Source organism: Lonsdalea britannica, from assembly GCF_003515985.1.
In the GTDB taxonomy this organism is placed as follows: domain Bacteria; phylum Pseudomonadota; class Gammaproteobacteria; order Enterobacterales; family Enterobacteriaceae; genus Lonsdalea; species Lonsdalea britannica.
This window is the reverse complement of the sequence record NZ_CP023009.1, coordinates 899,107-916,848: the sequence shown is the minus strand read 5'-3', so window position 1 is coordinate 916,848 and position 17,742 is coordinate 899,107. Positions and strand designations below refer to the sequence as shown.

Sequence of the window (17,742 nt, the reverse complement as noted above, 5' to 3'; positions counted from 1 at the left end):
GTGCTAGTGAAGTGCTCACACAGATTGTCTGATGAAAAAGCAAGAGCAAAAAGCGCACCTGTTGATGATGAGTCTCTGACTCATGCTGATGCGGAACGATTAAGCCTGAGGTTTAGTCGGATTTCGTGTCCCCATCGTCTAGAGGCCTAGGACACCGCCCTTTCACGGCGGTAACAGGGGTTCGAATCCCCTTGGGGACGCCATACCGATAATGAGTGAAAGGCATTATCAACCGAATATCTTAAAGATGACTTTAACGAGTCGTGTTTAAGATATTGCTCTTTAACAATCTGGAACAAGCTGAAATTTGAAACGATGCAGCTGAACATATCTCTCCGTGCAGTACTGAGATGTGATTTGGTTGTATCAGAGTCTCTCAAATAATCGCAGCGCGAAGTGTTTTACGAAACACCTTCGGGTTGTGAGGTTAAGTGACTAAGCGTACACGGTGGATGCCTAGGCAGTCAGAGGCGATGAAGGGCGTGCTAATCTGCGATAAGCGTCGGTAAGGTGATATGAACCGTTATACCCGACGATACCCGAATGGGGAAACCCAGTGCAATCCGTTGCACTATCATGTCATGAATACATAGTGACATGAGGCGAACCGGGGGAACTGAAACATCTCAGTACCCCGAGGAAAAGAAATCAACCGAGATTCCCCTAGTAGCGGCGAGCGAACGGGGAGGAGCCCAGAACCTGAATCAGTTTGTGTCTTAGTGGAAGCGTCTGGAAAGTCGCACGACAGAGGGTGATAGTCCCGTACACGAAGAGGCATGAGTTGTGAGTTCGATGAGTAGGGCGGGACACGTGTTATCCTGTCTGAATATGGGGGGACCATCCTCCAAGGCTAAATACTCCTGACTGACCGATAGTGAACCAGTACCGTGAGGGAAAGGCGAAAAGAACCCCGGCGAGGGGAGTGAAATAGAACCTGAAACCGTGTACGTACAAGCAGTGGGAGCCTTGATTTATCAGGGTGACTGCGTACCTTTTGTATAATGGGTCAGCGACTTATATTCTGTAGCAAGGTTAACCGAATAGGGGAGCCGCAGGGAAACCGAGTCTTAACTGGGCGTTAAGTTGCAGGGTATAGACCCGAAACCCGGTGATCTAGCCATGGGCAGGTTGAAGGTTGGGTAACACTAACTGGAGGACCGAACCGACTAATGTTGAAAAATTAGCGGATGACTTGTGGCTGGGGGTGAAAGGCCAATCAAACCGGGAGATAGCTGGTTCTCCCCGAAAGCTATTTAGGTAGCGCCTCGTGAACTCATCTTCGGGGGTAGAGCACTGTTTCGACTAGGGGGCCATCCCGGCTTACCAACTCGATGCAAACTACGAATACCGAAGAATGTTATCACGGGAGACACACGGCGGGTGCTAACGTCCGTCGTGAAGAGGGAAACAACCCAGACCGCCAGCTAAGGTCCCAAAGTCATGGTTAAGTGGGAAACGATGTGGGAAGGCCCAGACAGCCAGGATGTTGGCTTAGAAGCAGCCATCATTTAAAGAAAGCGTAATAGCTCACTGGTCGAGTCGGCCTGCGCGGAAGATGTAACGGGGCTAAACCATGCACCGAAGCTGCGGCAGCGACACTTAGGTGTTGTTGGGTAGGGGAGCGTTCTGTAAGCCTGCGAAGGTGGCCTGTGAGGGTTGCTGGAGGTATCAGAAGTGCGAATGCTGACATAAGTAACGATAATGCGGGTGAAAAACCCGCACGCCGGAAGACCAAGGGTTCCTGTCCAACGTTAATCGGGGCAGGGTGAGTCGACCCCTAAGGCGAGGCCGAAAGGCGTAGTCGATGGGAAACAGGTTAATATTCCTGTACTTGGTGTTACTGCGAAGGGGGGACGGAGAAGGCTAGGTTATCCGGGCGACGGTTGTCCCGGTTTAAGCGTGTAGGTGGATGTTTTTGGTAAATCCGGAACATCATTAACACTGAGGCGTGATGACGAGTCACTACGGTGATGAAGTAGCCGATGCCAAGCTTCCAGGAAAAGCCTCTAAGCTCCAGGTAACACGAAATCGTACCCCAAACCGACACAGGTGGTCAGGTAGAGAATACCAAGGCGCTTGAGAGAACTCGGGTGAAGGAACTAGGCAAAATGGTGCCGTAACTTCGGGAGAAGGCACGCTGGTGTTGGTGAAGGGACTTGCTCCCGGAGCTGATACCAGTCGCAGATACCAGCTGGCTGCAACTGTTTAATAAAAACACAGCACTGTGCAAACACGAAAGTGGACGTATACGGTGTGACGCCTGCCCGGTGCCGGAAGGTTAATTGATGGGGTCAGCCGCAAGGCGAAGCTCTTGATCGAAGCCCCGGTAAACGGCGGCCGTAACTATAACGGTCCTAAGGTAGCGAAATTCCTTGTCGGGTAAGTTCCGACCTGCACGAATGGCGTAATGATGGCCAGGCTGTCTCCACCCGAGACTCAGTGAAATTGAACTCGCTGTGAAGATGCAGTGTACCCGCGGCAAGACGGAAAGACCCCGTGAACCTTTACTATAGCTTGACACTGAACCTTGAGCCTTGATGTGTAGGATAGGTGGGAGGCTTTGAAGTGTGGACGCCAGTCTGCATGGAGCCAACCTTGAAATACCACCCTTTAATGTTTGATGTTCTAACGTGGGCCCCTAATCGGGGTTGCGGACAGTGTCTGGTGGGTAGTTTGACTGGGGCGGTCTCCTCCCAAAGAGTAACGGAGGAGCACGAAGGTTAGCTAATCCTGGTCGGACATCAGGAGGTTAGTGCAAAGGCATAAGCTAGCTTGACTGCGAGAGTGACGGCTCGAGCAGGTGCGAAAGCAGGTCTTAGTGATCCGGTGGTTCTGAATGGAAGGGCCATCGCTCAACGGATAAAAGGTACTCCGGGGATAACAGGCTGATACCGCCCAAGAGTTCATATCGACGGCGGTGTTTGGCACCTCGATGTCGGCTCATCACATCCTGGGGCTGAAGTAGGTCCCAAGGGTACGGCTGTTCGCCGTTTAAAGTGGTACGCGAGCTGGGTTTAGAACGTCGTGAGACAGTTCGGTCCCTATCTGCCGTGGGCGTTGGAAGATTGAGGGGGGTTGCTCCTAGTACGAGAGGACCGGAGTGAACGCACCACTGGTGTTCGGGTTGTCATGCCAATGGCATTGCCCGGTAGCTAAGTGCGGAAGAGATAACCGCTGAAAGCATCTAAGCGGGAAACTTGCCCCGAGATGAGTCTTCCCTGGGACCTTGAGTCCCCTGAAGGGCCGTTGAAGACGACGACGTAGATAGGCTGGATGTGTAAGCGTAGCGATACGTTGAGCTAACCAGTACTAATGACCCGAGAGGCTTAACCTTACAACACCGAAGGTGTTTTTAGAGAGACGTATTCAGCTTGTTCGAAGATTGGTTCTGATGGTTGCGTGGAAGTAGGACGTAACGGTTGGGATGAAACAGAATTTGCCTGGCGGCGATAGCGCGGTGGTCCCACCTGACCCCATGCCGAACTCAGCAGTGAAACGCCGTAGCGCCGATGGTAGTGTGGGGTCTCCCCATGTGAGAGTAGGGAACTGCCAGGCATTAATTTAAGGTGCATAGCACCGGTTACTGGAAAGAATGTATCCGGTAACGATACAGAATCGGTGGAGCGGTAGTTCAGTTGGTTAGAATACCTGCCTGTCACGCAGGGGGTCGCGGGTTCGAGTCCCGTCCGTTCCGCCACCCTATTTAGGGGCGTAGTTCAATTGGTAGAGCACCGGTCTCCAAAACCGGGTGTTGGGAGTTCGAGTCTCTCCGCCCCTGCCAAGAAACAACCCTTCACATTATGTGAAGGGTTTTTTTTGTCTTTTTTACACCCATTCCATGAACGATCTCAACGCCTCAGCGACATCTTCCTTCTTGCGTTAAATCGCGCTCCATATCCTCGATGTTAAGTCATTCGCGGATCACAAAAATGTATTTGCTCACCGCGTTTCTGCCTTCGACTGACTAAGACGTGGTGGTATCCAATGGCGTAATCGAGACTTTCAGCAACTGCCGTATTAATGCCTGTTGATCGCTGTTTTGGAGCCAAACGGCATAAAAAGAGCGGCTAATGACAGGTGCGTCATCGATAATTTGCAGCTCTTCATACTGCTGTTGCCAGTGGTTAGGTAGGAATGCACACCCTCTCAATGTCGATATCAACTGACGCGTTAGCTGCGCAGACGTGGTTGTCAGCACGGGGGTATGGTCGCTCGGAAATAATCGGTTTTCCTGTTGATGAAAATCGGCGCCCCATTCGAGTCTGATATAGGGGAGATCTTCTTTTGATTGCTCTCCCTTCACTGTGAAAAGCGATAACGAGAAGTTTCCCAGTAATTGGCTGGCAAGCTCTTCCATCTTTGGGGCTTCAGTAGTAATGAGGAGATCCAGTTGTCTCTCCAGCAGCTGTTGTACCAGAGATTGCCGTAGCGCGATTCTGGCTTCCAACTGGAGGAGCGGCCGTTGCAGATAGAGTTCGTTCAGCCATGACGCTAAATAGGTCTCCCACAAAGAGGCGGTAGCACCGATAGAGAGAAGGCTATGTTGTTGCGAACGAGCAACCTCTTTCTTCGCGATAGACCAGGTTCCAATTAGATTCTCGGCATAGGGCAACAGCCTCTCTCCTGCCGGCGTCAGGCGGATATTGTTGCGATGGCGAGTAAACAGATTTGCGCCAAGTTGGTTCTCAAGTTGACGGATACGAAAGCTAACTGCCGACTGTGTCAGATAGAGTGATTCCGCAGCACGGCCGAAGTGCCTGGTTCTGCTCACTTCCAGGAAGGTTTTCAATAAGTCGGTGTCCATGCCTTTCTCCAAAAAAATTTGTCGTGATGATTTAAATGTTTTGTTTTACAGGAAGTCAAGCCTATCTAATACTCCGCGCCATAAAGGGCACGACCATAAAGCATTAGGAGCGTGTAAAATGGCAGAAAGCTTCTCTACAACCAGTCGTTTTTTTGATAACAAATTCTATCCACGTGGTTTTTCTCGACACGGTGACTTTACGATTAAAGAAGCTCAACTGCTGGAGCGTCATGGCCATGCGTTGAACGAGCTTGATATCGGTAAACGTCAGCCGGCCACGGATGAAGAAATCCAGTTTTTGGCTATGTGTCACGGCGAACGTAAACCTGAAACAGAGTTGGAAAAAATCTGGGCCAAATATACGGCACGTGTGCGCCGTCCCAAACGTTTTCACACTTTATCGGGTGGAAAACCGCAGATGGACACGGTTGAAGAATTCACTGAAAGCGATGATTGATAAAATGGGGACTCGGTCCCCATTTTGCCTTTCTACTGTCTCTATTTCTCTTTATGCCAAATTCTTATGCAGTTGAATCAATAATCGATCCATACAACGATAGCTCAGTGCTTCCGCGAGATGGTTTCGCTTGAGACTGTCTTCCTCAGACAGGTCTGCAATGGTACGGGCAACCTTTAAAATCCGATGCCATGCGCGTACTGAAAGTCCCAGCTTACTCATCACCTCCTCGAGATACTGCGCATCTTCGGATGTCAGATGACAGTGCGTTTCAATTTCCCGGGGACTGAGGTAGGCGTTTATTTTGTCCGCACGCGCTAATTGCCGCTGCCGGGCTGCCAGTACACGTGCACGCACTGTAGCGCTATTTTCTCCCTGGCTACGCTGTTTACGCAGAATACCCGGCGGTAACAACGGCACTTCGATAGAAATATCGAACCTGTCCAGAAAAGGACCCGAGAGGCGATTGAGATAACGGAGAATTTGCTGTGCCGGCATGCGGTTGTGGATGCCCTGATAGTGTCCGGATGGGCTCGGATTCATCGCTGCGACCAGTTGAAATCGTGCGGGATAGCAAACTTTCGCTCTGGCTCGCGAGATAACGATTTCTCCCGACTCGAGCGGCTCTCGAAGCGAATCGAGCACGCGCCGTTCAAATTCCGGCAATTCATCAAGAAACAGAATGCCGTTGTGAGCGAGAGAAATTTCCCCTGGCTTCGGTAACGAGCCACCGCCAACCAGCGCTGCTATGGACGACGTGTGATGAGGCGCGCGAAACGGCCTGCTACGCCACTTATCCGGTTCGTTATAGCAGTTCACCAGACTATTTATCGCCGCGCTTTCCAGCGCCTCTGAGTCGTTGAGCGGCGGCATCAATCCAGCTAACCGACTCGCAAGCATGGTTTTCCCCGTACCCGGCGGGCCGAGGAATAACAGGTTATGGCCTCCAGCCGCGGCTATTTCCAGCGCCCGCTTGGCTTGTTCCTGGCCCACGATATCCTGTAGATCAAGCTCTGAGGCTGAATGGTGTGATTCCGATGGCAAAAGCCGGTTGCATGACAGGGTTACCTTGCCATGCAAAAAAGCGCATACCTGCAGCAAATGATTCGCCAGCAGAGCTTCACCCTCTGGAATGAGCGCCATTTCTCGCTGGTTATCCTCGGGGACGATCACGTGTCTGCCCGCTTTCTGCGCCTCTAATGCTGCCGAAATAGTGCCGTTAACGCCACGTAGCGCTCCTGAGAGGCCCAACTCACCCAGGAATTCATACTCGCTCAGTTTGTTACCGGGAATTTGTTCAGAGGCCGCTAAAATCGCTAAAGCGATGGGGAGATCGTAGCGTCCGCCTTCTTTGGGAAGATCCGCAGGCGCCAAATTGACGGTAATACGTTTGGCGGGGAAGGTGAAACCGCAGTTAAGCAGGGCGCTTCGTACCCGATCGCGCGCCTCCTTGACGGTGGTTTCCGGCAGGCCAACCAGTGTGAGTGCAGGCAACCCATTGCTGATGTGTACTTCGATGGAGACCTCTGGCGCCTGCATGCCGATGGTTGCTCGAGTAAAGGCTATGGCGAGTGTCATCGTGTTTCCTCCTTTTGCGGAGGATTATGCCCGTCATTTTTCGTGGCAAAAGAAAGTCCACATGATTTTGCGAAGCGATGCGAGGAAATTAATCGGGGTAGTCATGCCCGTTTGGAAAACTTCTCTACAAGGTATTCATTCCACGCCGAGTAAAAAAGTGAAATGGGCTATTGAAGTCCTTTATTAAATTTAATAATTGAATAATAAGAATTTTATTTGGCTTAGGACTGAAGCAATCAAATAATCACGGAAAAAAAATGTTGTCAGTCCGCGTCTGACTATGGTAACTCTGTAGTCATTCGTTCGACACTGATTAATGAATAAACCGAAAAATGAAAGCGTTTGCCCTCGTGATTAGCCTAGTCGTCATTAGCGTGGTGGTGATTATTAACCTACCGTGCGGGGCAGCACTTGGACGACGAATGGCTTAAAAATCAAAGCCGAATTCAAGAAAAACCCCCGCACCAAATGGTCGGGGGTTTTTTTATGGGGTCGGTATTCGTAACAAGGGAGCAGAGAATGTTCATCAGCATAAAATTCTGCCATACCCGAAAGAAGTTGGGGAAATGACTATGAATGGGGCTCAGTGGGTGGTACAAGCGTTGCGAGCGCAGGGAGTGGATAGTGTATTTGGCTATCCTGGTGGCGCAATCATGCCAGTTTATGATGCATTGTATGACGGGGGGGTCGATCACCTGCTATGCCGCCATGAACAAGGCGCTGCGATGGCCGCTATCGGCTATGCCCGTGCCACGGGTAGAGTCGGCGTCTGCATCGCGACTTCCGGTCCGGGCGCAACCAATCTGATTACTGGTCTGGCGGACGCACTGTTGGACTCGGTACCGATTGTGGCGATCACTGGTCAGGTCGGATCTTCACTGATTGGGACCGACGCCTTCCAGGAAATAGATGTCCTTGGCCTCTCGCTGGCGTGTACTAAACATAGCTTTCTTGTCGACTCCCTTGAATCCTTGCCGGAAATCATGGCGGAAGCCTTTGCGATTGCTCAAAGTGGGCGTCCGGGACCGGTACTGGTCGATATTCCCAAAGACATACAGCTGGCCGAAGGCGGCGAATTTACCCCTTACGTTTTCTCTCCGGCAGAGACCGGCAGCCTGCCGACGCAGGCGCTGACGGATGCCAATACGTTGCTGGCTCATGCCAAACAGCCCATTCTGTATATCGGCGGCGGCGTGGGAATGGCTCAGGCAGTTCCCGCTTTGCGCGAGTTTCTGGATACTACGCACATCCCCTGTGTCGCCACCTTGAAAGGGCTTGGCGCAGTGGACACGAATTATCCCTACTACCTCGGTATGATTGGGATGCACGGAACTAAAGCGGCAAACCTCATGGTGCAGCAGTGCGACCTGCTCATCGCAGTAGGCGCGCGCTTCGACGACCGCGTAACCGGCAAACTGAATACATTTGCCCCGAATGCCAGCGTGATCCACATGGATATTGACCCGGCTGAACTGAACAAACTGCGTCAGGCGCATGTGGCGTTGCAGGGGGATTTAAACCACCTGTTGCCAGCATTAAAACAGCCGCTGCGTATTGATGCCTGGCGTCAGCAAGCCACGTTGATGAAAGCCGAATATCCGTCGCGCTACGATCATCCGGGTGATGCCATTTATGCCCCGGCACTCCTGAAAACCTTGTCTGAGCGGATGCCGGCTAACACCGTCATCACTACGGATGTAGGGCAGCATCAGATGTGGGCGGCCCAGCATATGCAGGTCAATCGTCCGGAAAATTTCATTACGTCCAGCGGCCTCGGCACGATGGGTTTTGGAATTCCGGCTGCCGTCGGCGCTCAGGTGGCGCGGCCTGATGATACGGTCATTTGTATCTCGGGTGACGGTTCCTTCATGATGAACATCCAGGAGCTGGGTACGATCAAACGCAAGCGTCTGCCGATGAAAATTGTGCTGTTGGATAATCAACGATTAGGCATGGTCAGGCAGTGGCAGGAGTTGTTCTTCGAAGAACGTTATAGCGAAACGACGCTCACCGACAACCCTGACTTCCTGATGCTGGCCAGCGCATTCGGCATCCCCGGCCAAAGCATTACACGTAAAGACCAGATTGATTCCGCTTTGAATGCACTGTTAACCAGTGACGGGCCGTACCTGTTGCATGTCTCCATCGATTCGTACGAAAACGTCTGGCCGCTGGTGCCGCCCGGTGCCGGCAATGAAACTATGTTGGAGGAGAGCGAATGAAACGCCATCAGATTTCCATTCAAGCCCGTTTTCGGCCAGAAACGCTGGAGCGTGTGCTACGCGTCGCTCGCCATCGCGGGTTTCAGGTTTCCGCCATGAATATGACGTCGCAGGATGACGGCGCGCAGGTCCATATCGAACTGACCGTTGCGAGTCAGCGGCCGGTCGATTTACTGTCAACGCAATTAAGCAAACTGCTGGACATCTCGCGCGTTGAGATCCAGTCACTGAGAGCATAATAGATACGTGCCTGAGGCACCGAGAAGGAAATTAACGATGACAAAGAAAGCTGACTATATCTGGTTCAACGGCGAAATGGTTCCTTGGGCAGATGCGAAAGTTCACGTGATGTCTCACGCCTTGCACTACGGGACTTCCGTGTTCGAAGGCGTCCGTTGCTATAACTCTCACCGTGGCCCGGTCGTGTTCCGCCACCGCGAGCATATGCAGCGTTTGCATGACTCCGCCAAGATCTACCGTATGCCGCTGTCTCAGAGCGTCGACGAACTGATGGAAGCGTGCCGCGAAACGCTGCGCAAAAACAACTTATCGAGCGCTTATATCCGTCCGTTGGTGTTCGTCGGCGATGTCGGCATGGGCGTGAATCCGCCTGAGGGTTATAAAACGGATGTGATCATCGCCGCCTTCCCGTGGGGCGCCTATCTGGGCGAAGAAGCGCTGGATCAGGGCATCGATGCGATGGTTTCATCATGGAACCGCGCGGCGGCCAACACGATCCCTACTGCGGCCAAAGCCGGCGGTAACTATCTGTCTTCGCTGCTGGTAGGGAGTGAAGCCCGTCGTCATGGCTATCAGGAAGGTATTGCGCTGGATGTTCACGGTTACGTTTCCGAAGGCGCTGGCGAAAACCTGTTCGAAGTGAAAAACGGCATCATCTTCACGCCGCCGTTCACCTCTTCGGCGCTGCCGGGAATTACCCGTGATGCCATCATCACGCTGGCGAAAAAGAAAGGATACGAAGTTCGCGAACAGGTGCTGTCCCGCGAATCGCTCTATCTGGCTGACGAAGTCTTTATGTCCGGCACCGCGGCGGAAATCACGCCGGTGCGTAGCGTTGACGGCATTCAGGTGGGTATCGGCAAATGTGGTCCTGTCACCAAGCAGCTGCAGCAGGCATTCTTCGGGCTGTTTACGGGTGAAACAGAAGATAAATGGGGCTGGCTGGATCCGGTTAACCGTTAATCACATCACCAACATTCTTTTCTTACCGGCAGCGCGTTTTGCTGCCGGTCATCTGTTTTAAACTGGAGTAATCAGAGTATGCCTAAGTACCGTTCAGCCACCACCACGCATGGTCGTAATATGGCTGGAGCGCGAGCCTTGTGGCGCGCCACAGGGATGACCGACGCCGATTTTGGCAAGCCTATCATTGCCGTTGTTAACTCGTTCACGCAATTCGTTCCCGGCCACGTACATCTGCGCGATCTGGGCAAGCTAGTCGCGGAACAGATCGAAGCTTCAGGCGGCGTAGCCAAAGAGTTCAATACCATTGCGGTCGATGACGGCATCGCGATGGGTCACGGCGGTATGCTCTACTCTCTGCCTTCCCGCGAACTGATCGCGGATTCCGTGGAGTACATGGTGAACGCACACTGCGCGGACGCCATGGTCTGCATTTCCAACTGTGACAAAATCACCCCGGGGATGATGATGGCGGCTCTGCGCCTCAACATCCCGGTCATTTTTGTTTCCGGCGGTCCGATGGAAGCCGGTAAAACCAAACTGTCCGACCAGCTGATCAAGCTGGATCTGGTCGACGCCATGATTCAGGGCGCCAACCCGAAAGTCAGCGATGAAGACAGCCTGCAGATTGAGCGTTCCGCCTGTCCGACCTGCGGCTCCTGCTCCGGTATGTTTACCGCCAACTCGATGAACTGTCTGACGGAAGCGCTGGGTCTGTCACAGCCGGGCAATGGTTCTCTGCTGGCGACGCATGCCGACCGTAAGCAGCTGTTCCTCAATGCCGGTAAGCGCATTGTCGAACTGACCAAACGTTACTACGAGCAGGACGACGATAGCGCGCTGCCGCGTAACATCGCCAACAAACATGCATTCGAAAACGCGATGACGCTGGATATCGCGATGGGCGGTTCCACCAACACCGTTCTCCACCTGCTGGCTTCTGCGCAGGAAGGCGAAGTCGACTTCACGATGGAAGACATCGATCGCCTGTCGCGTAAAGTGCCGCATCTGTGCAAAGTCGCGCCGAGCACGCAGAAATACCACATGGAAGACGTTCACCGTGCGGGCGGCGTGCTGGGTATTTTAGGCGAGCTGGATCGCGCGGGTCTGCTGCATCGCGACGTGACCAACATTTTGGGTATGTCGCTGCAGGAAACGCTGGCGGCCTACGATGTCATGCAGACACAAGATGAAAGCGTGAAGAAAATGTATGCGGCGGGCCCGGCGGGTATTCGCACCACGCAGGCTTTCTCTCAGGATTGTCGTTGGGATTCGCTGGATACCGACCGCAAAGAAGGGTGCATTCGCACCAAGGAATTTGCCTACAGTCAGGACGGTGGTCTGGCCGTGCTGTACGGCAACCTGGCGGAAGATGGCTGTATCGTCAAAACGGCGGGCGTGGATAAAAACAGCCTGGTGTTCCGTGGTCCCGCCAAAGTTTATGAGAGTCAGGATGACGCGGTAGACGCGATCCTGAACAGTAAAGTGGAAGCGGGCGACGTCGTGGTCATCCGTTACGAAGGCCCGAAAGGCGGTCCGGGTATGCAGGAGATGCTGTATCCAACCAGCTTCCTGAAATCGATGGGACTGGGCAAGGCCTGCGCGCTGATCACCGATGGCCGTTTCTCGGGCGGAACGTCCGGTCTGTCCATCGGTCATGCTTCACCGGAAGCCGCCAACGGCGGACTGATTGGGCTGGTGGAAGACGGCGACACCATCGCTATCGACATTCCAAACCGAGGTATTGTACTGGATGTGACCGAAGGTGAGCTGGCTCAGCGCCGGGAAGCGCAGCTGGCTCGTGGAGACGCGGCCTGGACGCCGAAGAAACGTGATCGTCAGGTTTCATTTGCATTACGCGCCTACGCCAGTCTGGCGACCAGCGCTGACAAAGGTGCCGTCCGGGACAAAAGCAAGCTGGGAGGCTAAAGCTGATGGCAGTTTCACAACCCCTTTCCGACGCCCCCTGCGGCGCGGAATACCTGCGGGCGGTTCTCCGCTCGCCGGTGTATGAAGTCGCGCAGGTCACGCCGCTGGAGCGAATGGATAAGCTATCCGCCCGCCTCGGCAACGATATTCTGGTGAAGCGGGAAGATCGCCAGGCCGTACACAGTTTCAAGCTGCGCGGCGCTTACGCCATGATGGCCGGGCTGAGCGACGAACAGAAGTCCCACGGCGTGGTCACGGCGTCGGCTGGCAACCATGCGCAGGGCGTGGCGCTCTCCGCCAATCGTCTGGGCATCAAGGCGCTGATCGTCATGCCGGTCGCGACGGCGGATATCAAAGTCGATGCCGTACGCGGTTTCGGCGGTGAAGTGCTGCTGCACGGCGCTAACTTTGATGAGGCTAAAGCCAAAGCCATTGAACTGTCAGAATGTCAAAAAATGACGTTCGTCCCGCCGTTTGACCATCCGGCCGTTATCGCCGGACAGGGCACGCTGGCGATGGAACTATTGCAGCAGGATGCGCATCTCGACCGGGTGTTTGTCCCGGTCGGCGGCGGTGGTCTGGCTGCGGGTGTCGCGGTGCTGATCAAGCAGCTGATGCCGCAAATCCAAGTCATCGGCGTTGAAGCGGAAGATTCTGCCTGCCTGCGCGCCGCGTTGGATGCGGGTGAGCCGGTGGATTTGGCTCGCGTCGGTCTGTTTGCGGAGGGCGTGGCGGTCAAACGTATCGGCAACGAGACTTTCCGCCTGTGCCGGGAGTATCTGGATGACGTCATCACGGTCGACAGCGACTCTATCTGCGCCGCCGTCAAAGACCTGTTTGAAGACGTGCGTGCGGTGGCTGAGCCGTCTGGCGCCTTGGCGCTGGCCGGGATGAAAAAATATATCCAGCAGCACAACATTCAGGGCGAGCGCCTGGCGCACGTGCTGTCCGGGGCTAACGTCAATTTCCACGGGTTGCGCTACGTGTCCGAACGTTGCGAGCTGGGTGAACAGCGGGAAGCGTTGATGGCGGTGACTATCCCCGAGCAGAAAGGCAGCTTCCTGAAGCTGTGCCAACTGCTGGGCGGTCGCGCCATCACCGAATTCAACTATCGCTACTCCAGCGACGACGACGCCTGCATCTTCATGGGGGTACGCCTGACGCGCGGTCACGAAGAACGGCAGGAAATTCTGTCCGATTTACAGGCGGGCGGTTATCAGGTGGTCGATCTGTCTGATGATGAAATGGCGAAGCTGCACGTGCGTTACATGGTGGGTGGTCGACCGTCGAAGCCGCTGGAGGAAAAACTCTATAGCTTTGAGTTCCCTGAATCACCGGGCGCATTGCTGAAATTCCTCGTTACGCTGGGAACGCACTGGAATATCTCTCTGTTCCATTATCGTAGTCACGGAACGGACTACGGTCGCGTATTGGCCGCCTTCGAACTCGCTGAGCGTGATGAAGCGTTTGAGCGCCATCTGCATGATCTGGGTTATGAGTGTCACGAAGAAACCCAAAATCCAGCTTTTCGGTTTTTTATGAAAGGCTAACGCGCCACTAAGTGTTGCGTCTGGAAAGACCCTCTCGCGCCCGCTGGATGTTATTCAGCGGGCGCGTTATCGTTTAGAGGAAAACCGGGCGAGCGTCGCCCGTTGCCCCTCATTTTTCTAGGGTGTTCATGAGCCATGACGACAGGATTCCACGGATTTTCACAACAAGGCCTCACCTTTTTGCAGCAGGTGCGCCAGCACAACAGCAAAGAATGGTTCGAAGAACATCGAGCTGGCTATGAGGCTACCCTGTTGACACCGTTTCGCGCGCTGGTGGAATCGCTTGGCATCACAATGCTGCACATTGATGAACTTTTTGAAACGCGCCCAACGAAAACCCTCTCGCGTATTCATCGGGATACCCGTTTTTCTCGCGATAAATCCCGTTATCGCAGCAGCATGTGGCTGACCTTCAAGCGCAGCCGTAAAAACTGGACTGATGCACCGGCCTATTTCTTCGAAATCAGGCCAGACAGCTGGCACTACGGGTTGGGCTACTACAGCGCCAGTCAACCCACGATGGCGCTGTTTCGGCAGACGTTACTCGAAGATCCGCCGCGTTTTCTCAAGATTGCAGACTGTCTGGGCGATGAATTTGTGCTGGAGGGCGAGAGCTATCGCAGGCCGCTCATCAAAGACCAGTCCGAGGCGTTGGCGCACTGGTATAACCGTAAATCATTTGCGGCAATGGCTATCCGTCAGGATATGTCCGCGCTGTTCAGCGGCGAATTGGTGACGGTGCTGGCCGAAGGCTTCACCCGGCTGGAGCCGTTATACCGCTATCTGATGGATATTGAGACGATGAAACGGGCCGAGCAGGCCAGAGCGTTCGACGCCCTGTCCGATCGGTCGCTGCCGTCGCAGCGTTGATTGCTTCGCTGAAACCGCCGCGCTATTGCGTCTCCTGTAGCGTCTCCCAGAAGGCGGCAATCAGGGGCTCGCTCAGGCGTTTTTTCTGCATACAGATCCCAAGCGGGATGGGCTCCAGAATTTGCTCTTGCAGCACGAACACGCGATTGCGTACGGGCTCAGGGCTGTTTTCCAGCACGACGTCGGGGACCAGCGCCACGCCACACCCTACCGCCACCATAGATACCATGGCTTCATGTCCGGAAACGGTCGCATAGATCAGCGGACTGGCGATTTTCTGATGGCGGAACCAGCGCTCGGTGAGCTTTCTGACCGGCCCGTACTGCGGCAAAATAAAGGGAACCTGGCTCCAGTCAACGTGGGGATCCTGCATTTGGACTTGGACAGGACAAGGCATCGTCGGGATGACCAACGCAATGCGAATGTTGCCGATAGGGATGAACACCATGCTGGGCGGCAGCAATTCCGGATGACCCGCGATGCTGAGGTCGGCGACGTTCGAACGGACTTTGTCGACCGCGTCGGCGGCATCGCCCGTTGTCAGCTTGATCTCGACCAGCGGATGGCGAGCGCGAAAACGATCCAGAATCGTCGGCAAATGACTATAAGCGCCCGTTACCGAGCAAAAGACCCGCAGTTCGCCGCTGAGCGACTGGCCGTGCTGGGACATCGCTAACTGCATCTGCTGATACTGCAACAGCGTTTGTTGGGCGAAGATTTTTAGATGTTCGCCGGCATCGGTCAGTCGCACCGTACGGTTATCCCGTAAAAACAGCGCCTGCCCAATGTCTTCCTCCATGCGCTGTATCTGGCGCGACAGCGTTGACGGGCTGATATGCATAGCCTTGGCAGTGTGACCAAAGTGGTGACTTTCCACCAGGTGCAGGAATAATTTGAGATCGCGTAAATCCATCGAATGCAGACCCTATTTTCACGTTGCATATTATGCAATGACACGTTGTTAATATATCAATTTAAGCAATGCAATTCCTGTCATATGATGTGTCTATTGCGGGGCCGCCGAGGCGGCAACCCAAAGAGACAACGGCAACTAACACATCATTATGGAGCATCTCCACATGGCTAACTACTTCGATACCTTGAACCTGCGTCAGAAGCTGGCGCAATTGGGCAAATGTCGCTTTATGAACCGCGACGAATTTGCTGATGAAGCTAACTACCTCAAGGGCAAGAAAGTCGTGATCGTGGGATGTGGCGCTCAGGGGCTAAACCAGGGTCTGAACATGCGCGATTCCGGTCTGGACATCGCTTATGCCTTGCGTAAAGAAGCCATCGCCGAGAAGCGTGCTTCATGGCGCAAAGCGACCGAAAACGGCTTCACCGTTGGCACTTACGAAGACCTGATCCCGCAGGCGGATCTGGTGGTTAACCTGACGCCGGACAAACAGCATTCCGCCGTGGTACAGGCCGTACAGCCGCTGATGAAACAGGGCGCTGCGCTGGGTTACTCTCACGGTTTCAATATCGTAGAAGTGGGCGAGCAAGTGCGCAAAGACATCACGGTTGTGATGGTCGCACCGAAATGCCCGGGTACGGAAGTACGCGAAGAGTACAAACGTGGTTTCGGCGTGCCGACTTTGATCGCGGTTCACCCGGAAAACGACCCGAAAGGCGAAGGGATGGCGATTGCTAAAGCCTGGGCTGCGGCGACCGGTGGTCACCGTGCAGGCGTTCTGGAGTCCTCCTTCGTGGCCGAAGTCAAATCCGACCTGATGGGCGAACAGACTATCCTGTGCGGCATGCTGCAGGCGGGTTCTCTGCTGAGCTTCGACAAACTGGTTGCTGACGGCGTTGAACCGGCGTATGCAGAAAAACTGATTCAGTACGGATGGGAAACCATCACCGAAGCGCTGAAGCAGGGCGGTATCTCTCTGATGATGGATCGCCTGTCTAACCCGGCGAAACTGCGTGCTTACGCGCTGTCTGAACAGCTGAAGACCCTGATGGCGCCGCTGTTCCAGAAACACATGGATGACATCATCTCCGGCGCATTTTCTCGCGGCATGATGGAAGATTGGGCTAACGGTGACGTGAAACTGCTGACCTGGCGTGAAGAGACCGGCAAAACCGCGTTCGAAAACGCACCGCAGTTCGAAGGTAAAATCGGCGAGCAGGAATACTTCGATAATGGCGTGCTGATGATTGCCATGGTGAAAGCCGGGGTTGAGCTGGCGTTCGAAACGATGGTGAGCTCCGGCATCATCGAAGAGTCTGCCTACTACGAATCACTGCACGAACTGCCGTTGATCGCGAACACCATCGCCCGTAAGCGTCTGTACGAAATGAACGTGGTCATTTCCGATACGGCGGAATACGGTAACTACCTGTTCGCCAATGCCGCGGTACCGCTGCTGAAAGAGATGTTCATGAGCAGCCTGCAACCGGGCGATATCGGTAAAGCCGTCGCCGCGACGGCGGTAGACAACGCCCAGCTGCGTGACGTTAACGAAGCCGTTCGCAACCATCCTATCGAAGTGGTCGGTAAGAAACTGCGTGGCTACATGACCGACATGAAACGTATTGCGGTTGCGGGATAATCCTGCACGTCGATAAGACGTTATTCCGGCAATAACAAAGGGCGCAACGAAGGTTGCGCCCTTTTTGATCGCGCTTGTCCGCAATGGAATCAGCGCGAGAATGGCCGGTGGATCACCCGCCAGCCCGGTTCACGAGATCAACGGCGGTATAGCACTTTGATGATGTGATAGCCGAACTGGGTTTTAACCGGTCCGCAGGGCTTGAGCAGCTCGCAGGAGAACACGGCTTTATCAAACGTCGGCACCATATCGCCCTGGCGGAATTCGCCCAGGTCGCCGCCGTTGCGTTTGGACGGACAGTTTGAAAACTTCTTGGCTAACTGCTGGAAGTCTGCGCCTTGTTCCAGCTGGGCCAGGATGTCGTTGGCCTGCTGTTCCGTATCGACCAGAATGTGCAGCGCCGAAGCTGTTTTTGCCATGGAATATACCTTTTTTAATCGGGGGTTGCTGGCAGGCACTGTAACCCGCGTGCAATACCAATAGCAATGCGCGGTGTCTCGTCGGCGACCACTTCCGCCGATCCTCCCCCCGCGACTTTTGCTACAATCGCCTTCCGTTTGAACAAAGAGCA

13 protein-coding genes, 3 tRNA genes and 2 rRNA genes are annotated in these 17,742 nt (G+C 54.2%); 14 read left to right on the top strand and 4 right to left on the bottom strand.

Going from position 1 to position 17,742, the window contains the following annotated elements; translation table 11 throughout:
- Positions 1 to 127: 127 nt before the first annotated feature.
- From CKQ53_RS04360 to CKQ53_RS04340, 5 genes are all read left to right on the top strand, one after another.
- Positions 128 to 203: transfer RNA gene (locus CKQ53_RS04360), tRNA-Glu, on the top strand.
- A gap of 222 nt (positions 204 to 425) precedes the next feature.
- Positions 426 to 3,334, top strand: a 23S ribosomal RNA gene (locus tag CKQ53_RS04355).
- Positions 3,335 to 3,439: 105 nt separating this feature from the next.
- Positions 3,440 to 3,555, top strand: a 5S ribosomal RNA gene (gene rrf, locus CKQ53_RS04350).
- Positions 3,556 to 3,620: 65 nt separating this feature from the next.
- Positions 3,621 to 3,697 (top strand) — tRNA-Asp (locus CKQ53_RS04345).
- An 8-nt stretch (positions 3,698 to 3,705) separates the two neighbouring features.
- Positions 3,706 to 3,781 (top strand) — tRNA-Trp (locus CKQ53_RS04340).
- Between the two features lie 183 nt (positions 3,782 to 3,964).
- On the opposite strand, the gene hdfR is transcribed toward CKQ53_RS04340, so the two are convergent.
- Positions 3,965 to 4,804, bottom strand: coding sequence for an HTH-type transcriptional regulator HdfR (hdfR, locus tag CKQ53_RS04335; protein ID WP_094118811.1), 840 nt, complete (start codon positions 4,802 to 4,804; stop codon positions 3,965 to 3,967).
- 118 nt (positions 4,805 to 4,922) lie between these two features.
- On the opposite strand from hdfR, the gene CKQ53_RS04330 reads away from it, so the two are divergent.
- On the top strand, positions 4,923 to 5,261 hold the full coding sequence (locus CKQ53_RS04330; RefSeq protein ID WP_085652147.1) for a MaoP family protein: 339 nt from the start codon (positions 4,923 to 4,925) through the stop codon (positions 5,259 to 5,261).
- A gap of 51 nt (positions 5,262 to 5,312) precedes the next feature.
- On the opposite strand, the gene CKQ53_RS04325 is transcribed toward CKQ53_RS04330, so the two are convergent.
- Positions 5,313 to 6,839, bottom strand: a complete 1,527-nt coding sequence (locus CKQ53_RS04325) for a YifB family Mg chelatase-like AAA ATPase (protein ID WP_085652148.1) — start codon at positions 6,837 to 6,839, stop codon at positions 5,313 to 5,315.
- A gap of 332 nt (positions 6,840 to 7,171) precedes the next feature.
- Here CKQ53_RS04325 and ilvL point away from each other — a divergent pair, with 332 nt between their 5' ends.
- The 7 genes from ilvL (at position 7,172) to CKQ53_RS04290 (ending at position 14,613) form a co-directional block, all read left to right on the top strand.
- Positions 7,172 to 7,270, top strand: a complete 99-nt coding sequence (gene ilvL, locus CKQ53_RS04320) for an ilv operon leader peptide (RefSeq protein WP_071999801.1) — start codon at positions 7,172 to 7,174, stop codon at positions 7,268 to 7,270.
- Positions 7,271 to 7,411: 141 nt separating this feature from the next.
- Positions 7,412 to 9,061: an acetolactate synthase 2 catalytic subunit gene (gene ilvG, locus CKQ53_RS04315; RefSeq protein ID WP_118894688.1), complete on the top strand. Its 1,650-nt coding sequence runs from the start codon at positions 7,412 to 7,414 to the stop codon at positions 9,059 to 9,061.
- Positions 9,058 to 9,300: an acetolactate synthase 2 small subunit gene (gene ilvM, locus CKQ53_RS04310; protein WP_094118812.1), complete on the top strand. Its 243-nt coding sequence runs from the start codon at positions 9,058 to 9,060 to the stop codon at positions 9,298 to 9,300. Before ilvG ends, ilvM begins: the two co-directional genes overlap by 4 nt.
- A 37-nt stretch (positions 9,301 to 9,337) precedes the next feature.
- Entirely contained in the window at positions 9,338 to 10,264 is a 927-nt protein-coding gene (locus CKQ53_RS04305; protein WP_085652150.1) for a branched-chain amino acid transaminase, read from the top strand.
- 78 nt (positions 10,265 to 10,342) lie between these two features.
- Positions 10,343 to 12,193: a dihydroxy-acid dehydratase gene (gene ilvD / locus CKQ53_RS04300; protein WP_085652151.1), complete on the top strand. Its 1,851-nt coding sequence runs from the start codon at positions 10,343 to 10,345 to the stop codon at positions 12,191 to 12,193.
- A gap of 5 nt (positions 12,194 to 12,198) precedes the next feature.
- Positions 12,199 to 13,743, top strand: a complete 1,545-nt coding sequence (ilvA, locus tag CKQ53_RS04295) for a threonine ammonia-lyase, biosynthetic (protein ID WP_085652152.1) — start codon at positions 12,199 to 12,201, stop codon at positions 13,741 to 13,743.
- A gap of 135 nt (positions 13,744 to 13,878) precedes the next feature.
- On the top strand, positions 13,879 to 14,613 hold the full coding sequence (locus CKQ53_RS04290; protein WP_085652153.1) for a DUF2461 domain-containing protein: 735 nt from the start codon (positions 13,879 to 13,881) through the stop codon (positions 14,611 to 14,613).
- A 22-nt stretch (positions 14,614 to 14,635) separates the two neighbouring features.
- On the opposite strand, the gene ilvY is transcribed toward CKQ53_RS04290, so the two are convergent.
- A complete protein-coding gene (gene ilvY / locus CKQ53_RS04285) occupies positions 14,636 to 15,526 on the bottom strand; it encodes an HTH-type transcriptional activator IlvY (protein ID WP_085652154.1) in 891 nt (296 codons plus the stop codon).
- A 166-nt stretch (positions 15,527 to 15,692) separates the two neighbouring features.
- Between ilvY and ilvC the strand changes: the two genes are divergently transcribed.
- The gene (gene ilvC, locus CKQ53_RS04280) at positions 15,693 to 17,171 is read left to right on the top strand and encodes a ketol-acid reductoisomerase (protein ID WP_118894686.1); all 1,479 of its coding nucleotides are present in this window, start codon (positions 15,693 to 15,695) and stop codon (positions 17,169 to 17,171) included.
- Between the two features lie 137 nt (positions 17,172 to 17,308).
- On the opposite strand, the gene ppiC is transcribed toward ilvC, so the two are convergent.
- Positions 17,309 to 17,590, bottom strand: coding sequence for a peptidylprolyl isomerase PpiC (ppiC, locus tag CKQ53_RS04275; RefSeq protein WP_085652156.1), 282 nt, complete (start codon positions 17,588 to 17,590; stop codon positions 17,309 to 17,311).
- Positions 17,591 to 17,742 lie beyond the last annotated feature (152 nt).